The organism is Streptomyces sp. AC550_RSS872 (assembly GCF_019049285.1).
Lineage (GTDB): Bacteria > Actinomycetota > Actinomycetes > Streptomycetales > Streptomycetaceae > Streptomyces.
Window position 1 is genome coordinate 1 of record NZ_JAGMUL010000021.1, and the last position, 12,660, is coordinate 12,660.

The following is a 12,660-nucleotide window of genomic DNA, read 5'->3' on the forward strand; positions in this document are numbered from 1 at the left end:
CCCCCCGGCACCACCCCCTCCCCAACCCCCGTACCTGCAAGGGAAACCCGTGACCAGACTCAGCGTCGAGATGCTGGCAGCGGACACCGTCGAGCCCATCACCTCGGCCGGCCACGCTCAGCTGGGCATCGCCGTCCTGGCGGGCATCGCCGTCATCGTCCTGCTCATCACCCGGTTCAAACTCCACGCGTTCCTGTCGCTGACCCTCGGGTCGCTGGCGCTCGGCGCCATCGCCGGGGCACCGCTCGACAAGGTCATCACCAGCTTCAGCGCCGGACTCGGCACCACGGTGGCCGGCGTCGGCGTGCTGATCGCACTCGGCGCGGTCCTGGGCAAGATGCTCGCCGACTCCGGCGGCGCCGACCAGATCGTCGACACGATCCTCGCCAAGGCGGGCGGCCGTTCGATGCCGTGGGCGATGGTGCTGATCGCCTCGGTGATCGGTCTGCCGCTGTTCTTCGAGGTCGGCGTCGTGCTGTTGATCCCGGTCGTGCTGATGGTCGCCAAGCGCGGCAACTACTCGCTGATGCGCATCGGCATCCCGGCCCTCGCCGGCCTCTCCGTGATGCACGGCCTGGTCCCGCCGCACCCCGGTCCGCTGGTCGCGATCGACGCGGTCGGCGCCGACCTGGGCGTCACGCTGGCGCTCGGGGTCCTCATCGCCATACCGACGGTGATCATCGCCGGTCCGGTGTTCTCGCGGTACGCGGCCCGCTGGGTGGACGTCCCGGCGCCGGAGCGGATGCTCCAGTCCCTCGGGGATTCCGGTCAGATCCCCGGCGAGCGCGCCTCCGGGGAACCGCAGTCGCGCCCCGCTTTCGGGCCGACGCTGCTGACGATCCTCCTGCCCGTCGTCCTGATGCTGTCGAAGGCGCTGGTCGACATCGTGATCGACGACCCCGAGAACACCGTGCAGCGCGTGTTCGACGTCGTCGGCTCCCCGATGATCGCGCTTCTCGCCGCCGTCCTCCTGGGCATCTTCACGCTGCTCGAGCCGGCCGGGTTCGGCAAGGAGCGGGTCTCGCCGCTGGTCGAGAAGAGCCTCGCGCCCATCGCGGGCATCCTGCTGATCGTGGGCGCGGGCGGCGGCTTCAAGCAGACGCTGATCGACACGGGTGTGGGTCAGATGGTCCTGGACATCTCCAAGGACTGGTCGATCCCGGCGCTGCTGCTGGCCTGGCTGATCGCGGTCGCGATCCGGCTGGCGACGGGGTCGGCGACGGTGGCGACGGTCTCGGCCGCCGGGCTCGTGGCGCCGCTGGCCGCCGAGATGTCGACGACCCACGCGGCCCTGCTGGTCCTCGCCATCGGCGCCGGTTCGCTCTTCTTCAGCCATGTGAACGACGCCGGGTTCTGGCTGGTCAAGGAGTACTTCGGGCTGGACGTCGGCCAGACCGTCAAGACCTGGTCGGTGATGGAGACGATCATCTCGGTGGTCGCCGGCGGTCTGGTCCTGCTGCTCTCACTGGTCATTTAGGGGTACGACGATGACGGCTCACCCCCTCTTCGACATCAGCGGCCGCACGGCCCTGGTCACCGGCTCCAGCCGGGGCATCGGCCTGGCGCTCGCCCGCGGTCTGGCGGAGGCCGGCTGCACGGTGGTCCTCAACGGACGGGACGGCGAACGCCTCACCAAGGCCGCCGCCGAACTGCCGGGGGACGTCCACACGGCCGTGTTCGACGTGACCGACGGCCCGTCGGTGGCCGCAGGGACAACGGATGTCGAGGAGCGGGTGGGCCCGCTGGACATCCTGGTCAACAACGCGGGTATGCAACTGCGCTCCCCGCTCCTGGAGTTCACCGACTCCGACTGGCACCGCATCCTGAACACCAACCTCACGAGCGCGTTCCTGGTGGGCCGGGAGGTCGCACGGCGGATGACGGAACGCGGCCACGGAAAGATCATCAACATCTGCTCGCTCCAGAGCGAGGTGGTCCGGCCCGGCATCGCGCCCTACGCAGCCACCAAGGGCGCGCTGAAGATGCTCACCAAGGGCATGTGCGCCGACTGGGGCCCGTACGGCGTCCAGGTCAACGGCCTCGGCCCCGGCTACATCGAGACCGAGCTGACCCAACCTCTCGTCGCCGACGAGGAGTTCAGCGCCTGGGTGCGCCGACGCACCCCGGCCGGCCGCTGGGGCCGTACCGAGGACCTGGTCGGCGGGGTGCTGTTCCTCGCCTCTCCGGCCGCGGACTTCGTCTCCGGGCAGGTGCTGTACGTCGACGGCGGCATGACGAGCGTGCTGTGAAGGAGGCCTCGCGGATGCTCGGCTGTGTGATCCACGGTCAGGACGACCTGCGGGTCGAGGAGCTGCCGGTACCGGTCCCGGGTCGGGGGCAGGCGCTGGTGGCCGTGCGGTACGGCGGGGTCTGCGGCTCCGATCTGCACTACTGGCGGCACGGCGGGGTCGGCGACTTCCGGCTCAGGGAGCCGATGCTGCTCGGGCACGAGGTCGTCGGGACGGTGGTCGCGTACGGCGACGGGGCCTCGGGTCCGGCCGCCGGTACGGCCGTCGCGGTGCACCCCGCCACTCCCTGCGGGGTCTGCCCGGAGTGCTCGGGCGGTCGGCGCAACGTCTGCCGGGACACCCGCTACCTGGGCAGCGCGGCCCGCTTTCCGCATGTGCAGGGCGGTTTCGCCGCCCAAGTGGCCGTCCCCGCAGACCAGTTGAGGCCGCTCCCGGCCGGTCTCGATCTGCGCCGGGCGGCGCTCGCCGAGCCTCTGTCCGTCGCGCTGCACGCGGTGCGGCGGGCCGGAGAGGTGGCCGGGCGGCATGTCCTGGTGACCGGTGCCGGCCCCATCGGGTGCCTGGTGGTCGCGGCGGCGAAGGCGGCCGGGGCGGCCCACGTCACGGTGACGGACCTGCTGCCGACGGCTCTGGAGTACGCGCGGATCGCCGGCGCCGACACCCTCGTACGGGCCGACGATCCGGACGACGCCGGGTGGCCTTCCGAGGTTGACGTGGCCGTCGAGGCGTCGGGCGTCGCCGCGGGCCTGGAGACCTGTCTGCGGCTGGTGCGGCGGGGCGGCGTCGTGGTGCAGTTGGGGATGCTGCCGCCGGGGCGGAGTCCGTTCGCGGGGAACCTCGTCGTGAGCCGGGAGATCGAGCTGCGCGGGGCGTTCCGCTTCGACACGGAGTTCGACGCGGGGCTGGAACTGCTCGCGGCCGAGGCGTCGTTCGACGGGCTGGTCAGCGCGGTGGTGCCGGTGCGGGAGGCCGAGGCGGCGTTCGCGCTGGCGGCGGACCGGAGCAACGCGTGCAAGGTGCTGCTGGACTTCGGAGGCCCGGACTCCGCGGTGCAGGGTGTCTGAACTCGCACGGACGATCACCTGAACCGGCTTCCCCGAGGGCGCCTTCGGCCTGATGATGAGGTGACCCTTGGCGGCTGACTCAGTCGTCGGGGGCGAGGACTTCGGGGGGCGTGATGGCGGTTTCCCTCGGGATGCGTATCTCGGGGCTGCTCGTCGTGGGCGCGGTGGCGGTGGCCGCAGCGGCCTTCACAAGTGACGGGGGTCGCACTGCGGACGGCAGGGGCGGCGGGGACACGGTGGTCACCGCCGGGCCCTCGGCCGGTCTCCGCAAGGTGCCGAACGGACCGCCGGGCGGGGCCACTGCCCCGCCACGGCAGTCGCCCGACGGCCACGTGGGCCGGCCGGCGGTGACGAACCCGCCGCCGACCCCGCCGCCCAGCCCTTCCCGTGGCGAGGTGGAGAAGAAGATGGCGAGTCCCTCGCCCAGCCCCTCCATGAGCCAGAAGCTCCTCGAAGCCCCCGGCTGGCTGCCGCCCGGCCCCGACTCGCCGGACACCGACGGCACCGCTGACCCGGCGAGCGTGTACGACCTGCTCCGCGATCCCACCGAGTGCCGGGCAGCGCTGAACGTGATCCCGCGGACGACTGCCGACGCCGAGTGGACGCTGATGCGAGGGCTTGCCTCCGCGTGTCTGGCCGTGCAAGGCGAGGGCGGGAGCTGGAAGCAGGCGGTGCAGGACCATGCCGCCCTGGCGGACGGGGCCGGCAGTTGCAAGGGCCGTGCCGCGTACGCCGTCCTGGGCGTGCTCCTCGACTTCCACCGGCGGCACCCCGAGGCCACCGTACGGTTGAGGCCCTCGCCGAGCGGCACCCCCGCTGCCTGCGGCTACCGGATCTCCGGGGTGGACACGGGCGGCGACGGCGAGGCGAAGCCCGGCGAGGTGATCGGGATCGAGCTGGCGGACGCCTACTTCGACCCTGCCGAGTTGCTGCGGGGCGCGGTCGTGAGCGTCGGCGGTCAGCATGTGGCCGCGGTGCCCGTACTGACCTCGGTGGCAGCGGGCCGACTGGTGCTGTCCGTCGTCGTACCGGCGCTGGAGCCGGGGCCGGCCGACGTGACCGTCCAACACGCCGGCATCGAGACGCGCATGCCGACCGCTTTCACCGTCACCGCACCGGGCACCGTGCCGGAGCCGAGCACAGGCGCGACCCCAATCGCCCCGTTCGCATTCACCGACGGTCCGACACCCCCCTAAGGAGCGCGGGGCTGTCATCACTGTGCGGCTACCGCCGCGTGGGCGCGACCAGCCACAACCAACCCGCAGCCACCCAACGACACCTCGCCCCACCCACCTCGGCGCTCAACGGCTCTCCCCGCAGAGCGCCTGTCACGGACGCCACAGCGAATGCTCCCGCTCGGCCCACTCCCGGCTGACGGAGCCGGTCCGCATGCCTCTGCGGGCCTCCGGATCCCCTAGGGCCATGCCGATGTGCCCGGCGAGGACGATGCCGATGGTGAGGGCCAGCCAGTCGTGGACGAAGGTCGCGCTGGTGCGCCACACCAGGGGTGTGAGGTGGGTGAACCACATGAGGAGGCCGGTGCCGAGCATCACCAGGGTCGCGCCGGCGATCCAGGCGGCGTAGATCTTCTGCCCGGCGTTGAACTTGCCCGCCGGACGGGAAGCGCGTCGCTTGTCGCGGCGCAGGGCGGCGCGCAGCCACACGCGGTCGTGGGGGCCGAAGCGGTTGAGGAAGCCGAGGTCGGCGCGGAAGGCGCGGGAGGCGAGGCCGGCCAGGACGGGGACGGGCAGGGCGAGGCCGGCCCACTCGTGGACACGGACCACCAGTTCGCGGCGGCCGACGAGTTCGGCGAGCTGGGGGACGTACAGACAGGCCGCGGTCACCACGCACACGCCCATCAGCGCGGCCGTCGTGCGGTGCGCCCAGCGGGAGGCGCGGCCGAAGCGCCGGACGCCGGTGGTCGGGCCGGGGGCGTCAAGTCGTAGGGTCATCGTCGCGTCCGTTCGAGCGGCCGACCCACGCGTCGACGTCGTAGCCCCGTTCCTCCCAGTAGCCCGGCTTCACGTCCTTGGTGACGGTGATGCCGGAGAGCCACTTGGCGGACTTGTAGAAGTACATGGGCGCCACATAGAGGCGGACGGGGCCGCCGTGGGCGTGGCCCAGGTCCTTGTCCTGCATGCGCAGGGCGACCAGGACGTCCGCGCGGCGGGCCTGGTCGAGGGTGAGGCTCTCGCTGTACGCGCCGTCGAAGCAGGTGAAGCGCACCGCCCCGGCCCCCTCGCGCACTCCCGCGGCGTCGAGCAGCCGGGACAGGCGGACCCCTTCGAAGGGGGTGTCGGGCACCCGCCAGCCGGTGACGCACTGGACGTCGCGCACCATCCGGGTCTGCGGCAGGGCGCGCAGTTCGGCCAGCGTGTAGGTGGCGGGGTGGTCGACGAGGCCGTCGATCGTGAGGCGGTAGGTGTCGGCGTTCTTGCGGGGGACGGAGGAGGTGACCGAGTAGTAGCGGAAGCCGCCGCCGTTGGGGAGCAGGCCGGTCAGGCCGGTGGGGTCCTTGTCGGACGCGCCCGCGAGGAAGGACTCCAGGCCGCGCTGGAGGGTGGGCGCGGTGGCCACGCCGAGGGCGCCCAAACCGAGGGTGCCGAGGAGGACGCGGCGGCCGATGGGTTTGCCCCGCGGCTCTTCGGGTTGTCCGGAGTTCACGTACTTATCGAACACCCGCGTCCCCCCACTGGACCAGGGAACGCGGGTGCCCGTCAGATTTCCGTAACCATCTCTCACCGGGCTCTCATCAGTCGCCGCGGGCGGCCTTCTCCAGCTGGAACGCCTCGTTGCCGAGCCCGATGCGGGCGTGGGCCTCGGGGGCGCGGGAGCGCAGGAGCAGGCCCTGGGCGAGGCCGGCGGCGAGGGCGAGGGCGATGACGGCGGGCAGCGCCCAGCCGAGGGCGGAGCCGGGGCCCGCACCGATCAGGACGTCGAAGTCCTTGACGGTCCAGACGACGATGAACAGCAGCGCGAGGACGGCAAGGCCGGAGGCGGTCAGCCGCCAGAACTGGGCGGCCGCGGCACCCCGGCGCAGGAAGAAGACGATCACCGAGACCGAGGCGGCGGCCATCAGGGCGGTGACGCCGAGCGCGCCGAGGCTGCCCATCCAGGTGAACAGGTGCAGGACCGGTGCGGTCGGGTCGCCGGTCGGCTTGTCGTCGGCGACCGCGAACGCGGCGACGACCACGAGCGAGATCCCGGTCTGGAGCAGCGATCCGGTGCCGGGGGCGCCGCTCGCGCCGCTGGTGCGGCCGAAGGCGGCGGGCAGCAGTCCCTCGCGGCCCATGGCGAAGGCGTAGCGGGCGACGACGTTGTGGAAGCTGAGCATCGCCGCGAACATGCCGGTCACGAAGAGCACGTGCAGGACGTCGGTGAAGCCGGTGCCGAGCAGGTCCTCGGTGAGGAAGAACAGCAGTCCGGCGCTCTGTTCCTGTGCGGTGCCGACGACGGCCGAGGGGCCGGCGGCGACGGTGTACGCCCAGCAGCTGATCGTGTAGAAGACGGCGATGCCGCCGATGGCCAGGTACATCACGCGGGGCACGAGGACGTGCGGGCGGCTGGTCTCCTCGGCGTAGACGGGGGCTTGCTCGAAGCCGAGGAAGGCGGCGACGCAGAAGCACAGGGCGGTGCCGATGCCCGCTCCGGTGAGGGTGTCCGGGTTGAAGGCGTGCAGCGACAGGCCCTCCTTGCCGGGGTCGCCGAGCGCGGCGACGTCGAAGATGACGACGAGGGCGACCTCGATGAGCAGCAGCACGCCGAGCACGCGCGCGTTGAGGTCGATCTTCAGCCAGCCGAGCCCGCCGACCAGGAGTACGGCCAGCAGCGCCGGTATCCACCAGGCGACCTCCATGTCGAGGTAGGTGGCGAACAGCCCGGAGACCTCGAAGCCGAAGATGCCGTAGATGCCGACCTGGAGCGCGTTGTAGGCGACGAGCGCGACCATCGCGGCGCCGGCACCGGCGGTGCCGCCGAGGCCGCGGGAGATGTAGGCGTAGAAGGCGCCGGCGTTGTGGACGTGCCGGCTCATCTCGGCGTATCCGACGCTGAAGAGCGCGAGGACGAGGCCGAGGATCACGAAGAGCAGCGGCTGGCCGAGGACGCCCATCACCCCGAAGGTCGTGGGCATGACACCAGCGACGACCATCAGGGGTGCCGTGGCGGCGAGCACGGACAGCAGCAGGCCCGTCGTGCCCAGCCGGTCGGCGCGCAGGGCGCGGTCCTGTCCCTTGAACGTACTGATGCCGCCACTGCCTGTCATGGCTCTGCTCGTGCTGGAACTGCCCGTGGTCATCGGGGACCGTCCTTGGGTCGACTGCGGTTGGGGGCGTTACGCCGTGCCGAGCGCGGTGTCGCGTGCGGCGCGGAAGGCGGAATACGGGTCGCGGTCCGGGTACGACCACGGCGTGGGGGTGGCGTGCTCGCCGATGCGGTGGAACAGGGCGGCGGCCTCGGCGCCCCGGCCCTCGCAGACCTTGGCGTGGGCGAGGTAGTTCAGGTCGACCAGACGGCGCGGGTGGCCCTCCTGCTCCCACTCCAGCCACCAGTCGAAGGCGGCCCGCATCACCTGCCGGGCCCGGCGGCCGCTCCAGTGCCCGGAAAAGGCCGCGTCGCCGGGCTCGTGTCCGGCGCCCGCGAGGACGCGGTAGCGCTCGGCGTGGGCGACGACCGGGAGGACGGCCAGCGGGGAGTCGGCGGGGGCACGCTCGGCGGCCTCGTTGGCGAAGTCGTAGACCTCGTGGAGCGGGTCGGCGCCGGATCCGGTACGGCGCTCCGCGAGGCGGGCGACCATCAGGTGGTGGGCGTGGTGGTGGTCGGCGTAGCGGGCGCGGACCTCGGCGAAATGGCGCCGCACCTCCTCCTCGGCACCCAGGGCGCTCTCCAGCATGAGCAGGCCGAGCCAGGGGGTGGGGTCGGCGGGCGCGAGGGCGGCTGCAAAGTGGCAGGACTCGCGGGCGCGGACCGGCTTCTCCTTGCCCCGCAGGGCGCGCTGGACCTGGGCGAGGGCGAGCAGGACGGCGGCGTCGGCGGAGTCGGGTTCGGCGAGCAGCCAGTCACGGGTCCAGGGGGCGCAGTACGGCTCCCGGGCGAGGACGGTGACGCGGTGCCCTCTGCGGTCCCAGTCGTCGCCGGTGCGGGCGAGCAGCGAGCGGGCCGTCTGCCATCTGCCCTGGGCCAGAGCGGTACGGGCCGCGGCGAGCTCGGTGTCGTCGAGGGCCGCGTCGAAGGCGTGGGCTGCGCGCTTCCGGCCGCGGCCGAGGGGTGGGGGAGGTGGGGGCACCGTTTTGGGTTCTGTCGGGGGAGAGAATGTGGACTGTCATCGACCGATCACACACAGCAAATCCGCAGCCAATGGTTCACGTCAAGGGCCGCCGACGCGTTACACGCGTCAACTCCAGTTACCCCTGGGACAGTTGTGACATACAGGGGTGACCCCAATGTCGGAATTGTCCGTATGGTGTGGCGTGCGTCATAGCGCCGCCGCCGCGGGCACCGCAGGATTGCGGGACGCGCATGCCGGGCCTAAGGCCGCTACAGTCGGCCCTTACGCACCCCGTCCGCCCGGCAGGATGATCGAGGTACGCAGCGTGTCGCTCCAAATCCTGATACTCGCCGTCAGCGCCGCATGCTGTCTCGGCTTCGGCTTCGTTCTCCAGCAGAACGCGGCGCAGAAGGCGCCACTGAGCGACTTCCTCTCCCCCCGGATCCTGCTCGACCTGATGAAGGTGCCCCGCTGGCTTGGCGGCATCGGACTCATGGTGGTCGGCATGGCCCTGGGCGCGATGGCGCTGGGCCAGGGCGAGATCTCCCTGGTGGAGCCCCTGCTGGCGACCAACCTGCTGTTCGCGCTCGCACTCTCCCGCCGCCAGACCAAGCGGCCACTGGGCCGCCAGGGCTGGACGGGTCTCGCCCTGCTCGCGGGCGGCGTCACGGCGTTCATCGTCGCCGGCCAGCCACATGGCGGCACGGCGCCCAGCGGTCCCTTCCGGCAGTGGCTGATCATCGGCGTCATGGTCGGGGTGGCCCTGCTGCTCACGGCGTACGCCAAGCGTTCGCGGCTCAGCGCGGGCCCTGCGCTGCTGGCCACGGCCGCCGGTCTGCTGTACGGCGTGCAGGACGCCCTGACGCGGGTGACCGGCCAGCGTTTCGCCGAGGGCGGCATGGCGGAGGTCCTGACCAGCTGGCAGCCGTACGCCGTGGTGGCCCTCGGCCTCACCGGCCTGATCCTCGTCCAGAGCGCGTTCGAGACGGCGTCCCTGCGGATGTCCCTGCCGGCCCTGACCGCCGCCCAGCCGCTGGCCGGCATCCTCTGCGGCGTCGGTTTCCTCGGCGACCGGCTGCGCGCCGACTCGGGTGCGCTGGCGTGGGAGGCCGCGGGGCTGGCCGGGATCGTGGTCGGCATCATCCTCCTCGGAACGCATTCCGCGATGCCCTGCGGGGCCGTGCAGCCGAAGCGGACGGCTGCGGCGGTGGCCACGACCTGACCGTGTCGACGGCCCGGGTGTCCCTGGGGGCTGCGCCCCCAGACCCCCCCTGTCGGCCCTCCGGGCCTCGTCCTCAAACGCCGGACGGGCTGAAATACCCAGCCCCTCCGGCGTTTGAAGAGCGGGGTCTGGGGCGGACCCCCAGAAGGGGCGCGGGGCTGTATCGATGTGCGGCTCCACCGCGTGGGCGCGACCAGCCCCCACTCGCCCGCACCCGAAGAACGACCCGGGGTCGAAGGGGCGGAGCCCCTGGGGATGGGACGGGTAGGGGCGGCGGGGCGAGATGCCGTACTGGTTGGATGGCCCCATGAGTTCCGCTGACGAGATCCTCGACATCGTCGACGAGCAGGACCGGGTCGTCGGGCAGTCGCCGCGTGGCGAGGCCTATGCCAAGGGGCTGCGCCACCGCTGTGTCTTCGTCGAGGCCCGGGACGCCCAGGGCCGCCTCTTCGTGCATCGCCGCACCCCGAACAAGCTGGTGTTCCCCTCGCGGTACGACATGTTCGTCGGCGGGGTGGTCGGGGCGGGCGAGTCATACGAGGACGCCGCGCTGCGCGAGGCCGAGGAGGAACTCGGCGTGAAGGGTCTGCCGCAGCCCTCGTACCTGTTCAAGTTCCTCTACGACGACGGTGCCGGGCAGACCTGGTGGTCGGCGGTGTACGAGGTGCGCTGCGAGCTGCCGGTGAGCCCGCAGGTGGAGGAGGTCGCCTGGCACGCCTTTCTGCCCGAGGACGAGGTGGAGCGGCGGCTGACGGAGTGGGTCTGGGTGCCGGACGGGCTGGCGGCGTACGAGCGGCTCAGGGCCTATCGGGCGGCGGCCGGCTGATCCGCCCCGGGTCGGCTCCACCCGGATAGGGTCGTGCATGTGATCGAGTTCGTACGAAACGTCCGGCTGTGGTTCGCGCCGCAGGAAGTCCGGCAGGAGGGCGGCACTCCCGACTACCGGTTCTCGCTGGCGAACGAGCGCACCTTCCTGGCCTGGCTGCGTACCGCACTCGCCCTCATCGGCGGCGGCTTCGCGGTGGACCAGTTCCTGCCGGACCTGCGCTGGGGCTGGCGGGTCGGTCTTGCGCTGGCGCTGCTCGCGGCGGGCGTGCTGTGTTCGCTCCGCGCGGTCAACCACTGGGTGCGCTGCGAGCGGGCGATGCGCCGGGGCGAGGATCTGCCGGTGTCGCGGTTCCCGGCGGTGCTGAGCCTCGTGGTCGCGGTCGTCGCCGTCGCGATGGTCTTCGTCGTCCTCGTCGGGTGGGAGGGGTGAGCGCCGGGCCGCCCGTGGAGCCGGTACGCGATCCGGGACTGCAACCCGAGCGGACGCGCCTCGCGTGGCGCCGTACGACACTGTCCGGCGCGGTGGCCGCCGTACTCGCCATGAAGACCGCGCTGCACGGCAGCCTCTCGGTGGCCGGGATCGTCGCCTGCGCCCTGTGCTGCGGACTGTGGCTGGCTTTCCTGGCCCTCGCCCACCGCCGCATCCACGCCCTGTCCGCATCACCCGAGCCCACGCCGCTGGCTCCCCGGCATGCCGCGGCCATGGTCCTGTTCACGATGGCCTTGGCGGTGTGCGGCGCCGCCCTGGTCCTGTGAGGCCTCTCGAAGAGCCAAGGGGTGTTTTGAAAGTCCCGTGCGGTGCCCGCGCCCGCCGCGGCGGCGGCTGGTGTCGCAGCCGGTGCGTGCCCTCGGCGTGCCGGACGAAGGCCCTCGATGAGGGCCCCCCCGCTCGAGCGAAGCCGTGAGTGGCGGAGGAGCTACTTGGGCCTTTGGCCGGTGCGGCGAGGGTGCGTGCCGGGCGCCGTGGGCGCTGTGCGGGACCTTCAAAACACCCCTAGGGGCTCTGGTCCGTCTCCTGCCACAACCCTTCCGGTGCCACCGGCTCCTCCTCCGTCTCCCAGTCCACCGTGACCACGATCTTGCCCCGGGTGCGGCCCTCCTGGTTCAGCCGGTGGGCGTCCGCCGCTCGCTCCAGCGGGAAGGTCTCCGAGACGTGCACGCTCACCACGCCCTCCTCCGCGAGCTCGGTCAGCCTCAGCAGGTCCGTCGCGTCGGGGCGGACGAAGTAGTAGCGGCCGCCGTAGTCGAAGACGTCCGGGTCGGCGATCGACACCAGGCGGCCCTCGGGGGCGAGGAGGTTGGCCGAGGCCTTCAGTGCGCCACCGCCGACCGTGTCGAACGCGGCGTCCACGCCCTCGGGTGCGAGGCCTCGCACCCGTTCGGTCAGGCCGTCGCCGTACTCGACGGGTTCGCCGCCGAGGCCGCGGACGAAGTCGTGGTTGTGCGGGCTCGCCGTGCCGATCACCCGGGCACCCAGATGGCGGGCGAGCTGGACGGCGATCGAGCCCACACCCCCGGCCGCGGCGTGCACGAGGACGGTCTCACCGCGCCGCACCTGAAGGATCCTGGTCAGCACCTGATACGCCGTCAGCCCGACCAGGGGCAGACCGGCCGCCTGCTCCCAGGTGAGGTTGCGGGGCTTGCGTGCGAGGGTGCGCAGGGGGGCGGCCACGTACTCGGCGAAGGTGCCGTGGGAGAGGAGGTCCTCGCGCACATAGCCGATGACCTCGTCGCCGACGCCGAACTCGGTGACGGACACGCCCGGTTGGACCACGACTCCGGAGACGTCCCACCCCGGCACCACCGGGAAGGCCGGCTCCAGCATCCGGTCCATGTGGCCCTCACGGCACTTCCAGTCGACCGGGTTGACGGCCGCCGCCCGCACCTTGACCAGCACGGAGTCGGGGCCGACGCGCGGCTCGCGCACCTCTCCGTATGCGAGCACCTCGGGCCCGCCGTAGCGTGTGTAGCTGATGCCCTTCATGGGTTCGACCCTCCGGGGTGGCGGGACGCCACGCAAGCCGAATAGCC

The 12,660-nt window shown here is 72.2% G+C and carries 14 protein-coding genes; 8 read left to right on the forward strand and 6 right to left on the reverse strand.

Features of this window, described 5'->3' with window-relative positions; all coding sequences use genetic code 11:
- Positions 1 to 49 precede the first annotated feature (49 nt).
- From KUM44_RS09665 to KUM44_RS09675, 3 genes are read left to right on the forward strand one after another with little or no spacing between them, the layout of a single operon-like run.
- Positions 50 to 1,477 carry a GntP family permease gene (locus KUM44_RS09665; RefSeq protein WP_217207386.1) on the forward strand — a complete coding sequence of 476 codons (1,428 nt, stop codon included), beginning with the start codon at positions 50 to 52 and terminating at the stop codon, positions 1,475 to 1,477.
- A gap of 10 nt (positions 1,478 to 1,487) precedes the next feature.
- Positions 1,488 to 2,249, forward strand: coding sequence for an SDR family oxidoreductase (locus tag KUM44_RS09670; protein WP_217207387.1), 762 nt, complete (start codon positions 1,488 to 1,490; stop codon positions 2,247 to 2,249).
- A gap of 14 nt (positions 2,250 to 2,263) precedes the next feature.
- Entirely contained in the window at positions 2,264 to 3,313 is a 1,050-nt protein-coding gene (locus tag KUM44_RS09675) for an L-idonate 5-dehydrogenase (RefSeq protein ID WP_217207388.1), read from the forward strand.
- Between the two features lie 79 nt (positions 3,314 to 3,392).
- Here KUM44_RS09675 and KUM44_RS09680 read toward each other — a convergent pair whose 3' ends face one another.
- Complete coding sequence (locus KUM44_RS09680) at positions 3,393 to 3,749, reverse strand: hypothetical protein (RefSeq protein WP_217207389.1); 357 nt, start codon at positions 3,747 to 3,749, stop codon at positions 3,393 to 3,395.
- On the opposite strand from KUM44_RS09680, the gene KUM44_RS09685 reads away from it, so the two are divergent.
- Complete coding sequence (locus tag KUM44_RS09685) at positions 3,748 to 4,509, forward strand: hypothetical protein (protein ID WP_217207390.1); 762 nt, start codon at positions 3,748 to 3,750, stop codon at positions 4,507 to 4,509. The two genes, KUM44_RS09680 and KUM44_RS09685, sit on opposite strands and share 2 nt — an antisense overlap.
- A 132-nt stretch (positions 4,510 to 4,641) precedes the next feature.
- Here the strand turns inward: KUM44_RS09685 and KUM44_RS09690 are convergent, their stop codons facing one another.
- From KUM44_RS09690 to KUM44_RS09705, 4 genes are all read right to left on the reverse strand, one after another.
- The gene (locus KUM44_RS09690; RefSeq protein ID WP_217207391.1) at positions 4,642 to 5,265 is read right to left on the reverse strand and encodes a cytochrome b/b6 domain-containing protein; all 624 of its coding nucleotides are present in this window, start codon (positions 5,263 to 5,265) and stop codon (positions 4,642 to 4,644) included.
- A complete protein-coding gene (locus KUM44_RS09695; protein ID WP_217207392.1) occupies positions 5,249 to 5,977 on the reverse strand; it encodes a molybdopterin-dependent oxidoreductase in 729 nt (242 codons plus the stop codon). The genes KUM44_RS09690 and KUM44_RS09695 overlap by 17 nt, the downstream gene beginning before the upstream one ends.
- Before the next feature lie 88 nt (positions 5,978 to 6,065).
- Complete coding sequence (locus tag KUM44_RS09700) at positions 6,066 to 7,610, reverse strand: APC family permease (RefSeq protein ID WP_217207393.1); 1,545 nt, start codon at positions 7,608 to 7,610, stop codon at positions 6,066 to 6,068.
- 36 nt (positions 7,611 to 7,646) lie between these two features.
- Positions 7,647 to 8,597, reverse strand: coding sequence for a hypothetical protein (locus tag KUM44_RS09705; protein WP_217207394.1), 951 nt, complete (start codon positions 8,595 to 8,597; stop codon positions 7,647 to 7,649).
- A gap of 307 nt (positions 8,598 to 8,904) precedes the next feature.
- Here KUM44_RS09705 and KUM44_RS09710 point away from each other — a divergent pair, with 307 nt between their 5' ends.
- The 4 genes from KUM44_RS09710 (at position 8,905) to KUM44_RS09725 (ending at position 11,385) form a co-directional block, all read left to right on the forward strand.
- The gene (locus tag KUM44_RS09710) at positions 8,905 to 9,801 is read left to right on the forward strand and encodes a DMT family transporter (RefSeq protein ID WP_217207395.1); all 897 of its coding nucleotides are present in this window, start codon (positions 8,905 to 8,907) and stop codon (positions 9,799 to 9,801) included.
- A 307-nt stretch (positions 9,802 to 10,108) separates the two neighbouring features.
- A complete protein-coding gene (locus KUM44_RS09715; RefSeq protein ID WP_217207396.1) occupies positions 10,109 to 10,627 on the forward strand; it encodes an NUDIX hydrolase in 519 nt (172 codons plus the stop codon).
- A 39-nt stretch (positions 10,628 to 10,666) separates the two neighbouring features.
- Complete coding sequence (locus KUM44_RS09720; RefSeq protein ID WP_217207397.1) at positions 10,667 to 11,059, forward strand: DUF202 domain-containing protein; 393 nt, start codon at positions 10,667 to 10,669, stop codon at positions 11,057 to 11,059.
- The gene (locus KUM44_RS09725) at positions 11,056 to 11,385 is read left to right on the forward strand and encodes a DUF202 domain-containing protein (RefSeq protein WP_308402554.1); all 330 of its coding nucleotides are present in this window, start codon (positions 11,056 to 11,058) and stop codon (positions 11,383 to 11,385) included. Before KUM44_RS09720 ends, KUM44_RS09725 begins: the two co-directional genes overlap by 4 nt.
- A gap of 238 nt (positions 11,386 to 11,623) precedes the next feature.
- Here the strand turns inward: KUM44_RS09725 and KUM44_RS09730 are convergent, their stop codons facing one another.
- Positions 11,624 to 12,613, reverse strand: coding sequence for an NADP-dependent oxidoreductase (locus KUM44_RS09730; protein WP_217207398.1), 990 nt, complete (start codon positions 12,611 to 12,613; stop codon positions 11,624 to 11,626).
- Positions 12,614 to 12,660 lie beyond the last annotated feature (47 nt).

Excerpts from the sequence above, each read along its gene's own strand:
- KUM44_RS09700 (WP_217207393.1), bottom strand. The coding sequence starts at position 7,610 with ATGACCACGGGCAGTTCCAGCACGAGCAGAGCCATGACAGGCAGTGGC.
- KUM44_RS09685 (WP_217207390.1), top strand. The coding sequence starts at position 3,748 with ATGAGCCAGAAGCTCCTCGAAGCCCCCGGCTGGCTGCCGCCCGGCCCC.
- KUM44_RS09715 (WP_217207396.1), top strand. The coding sequence starts at position 10,109 with ATGAGTTCCGCTGACGAGATCCTCGACATCGTCGACGAGCAGGACCGG.
- KUM44_RS09730 (WP_217207398.1), bottom strand. The coding sequence starts at position 12,613 with ATGAAGGGCATCAGCTACACACGCTACGGCGGGCCCGAGGTGCTCGCA.
- KUM44_RS09680 (WP_217207389.1), bottom strand. The coding sequence starts at position 3,749 with ATGGAGGGGCTGGGCGAGGGACTCGCCATCTTCTTCTCCACCTCGCCA.
- KUM44_RS09690 (WP_217207391.1), bottom strand. The coding sequence starts at position 5,265 with ATGACCCTACGACTTGACGCCCCCGGCCCGACCACCGGCGTCCGGCGC.
- KUM44_RS09675 (WP_217207388.1), top strand. The coding sequence starts at position 2,264 with ATGCTCGGCTGTGTGATCCACGGTCAGGACGACCTGCGGGTCGAGGAG.
- KUM44_RS09670 (WP_217207387.1), top strand. The coding sequence starts at position 1,488 with ATGACGGCTCACCCCCTCTTCGACATCAGCGGCCGCACGGCCCTGGTC.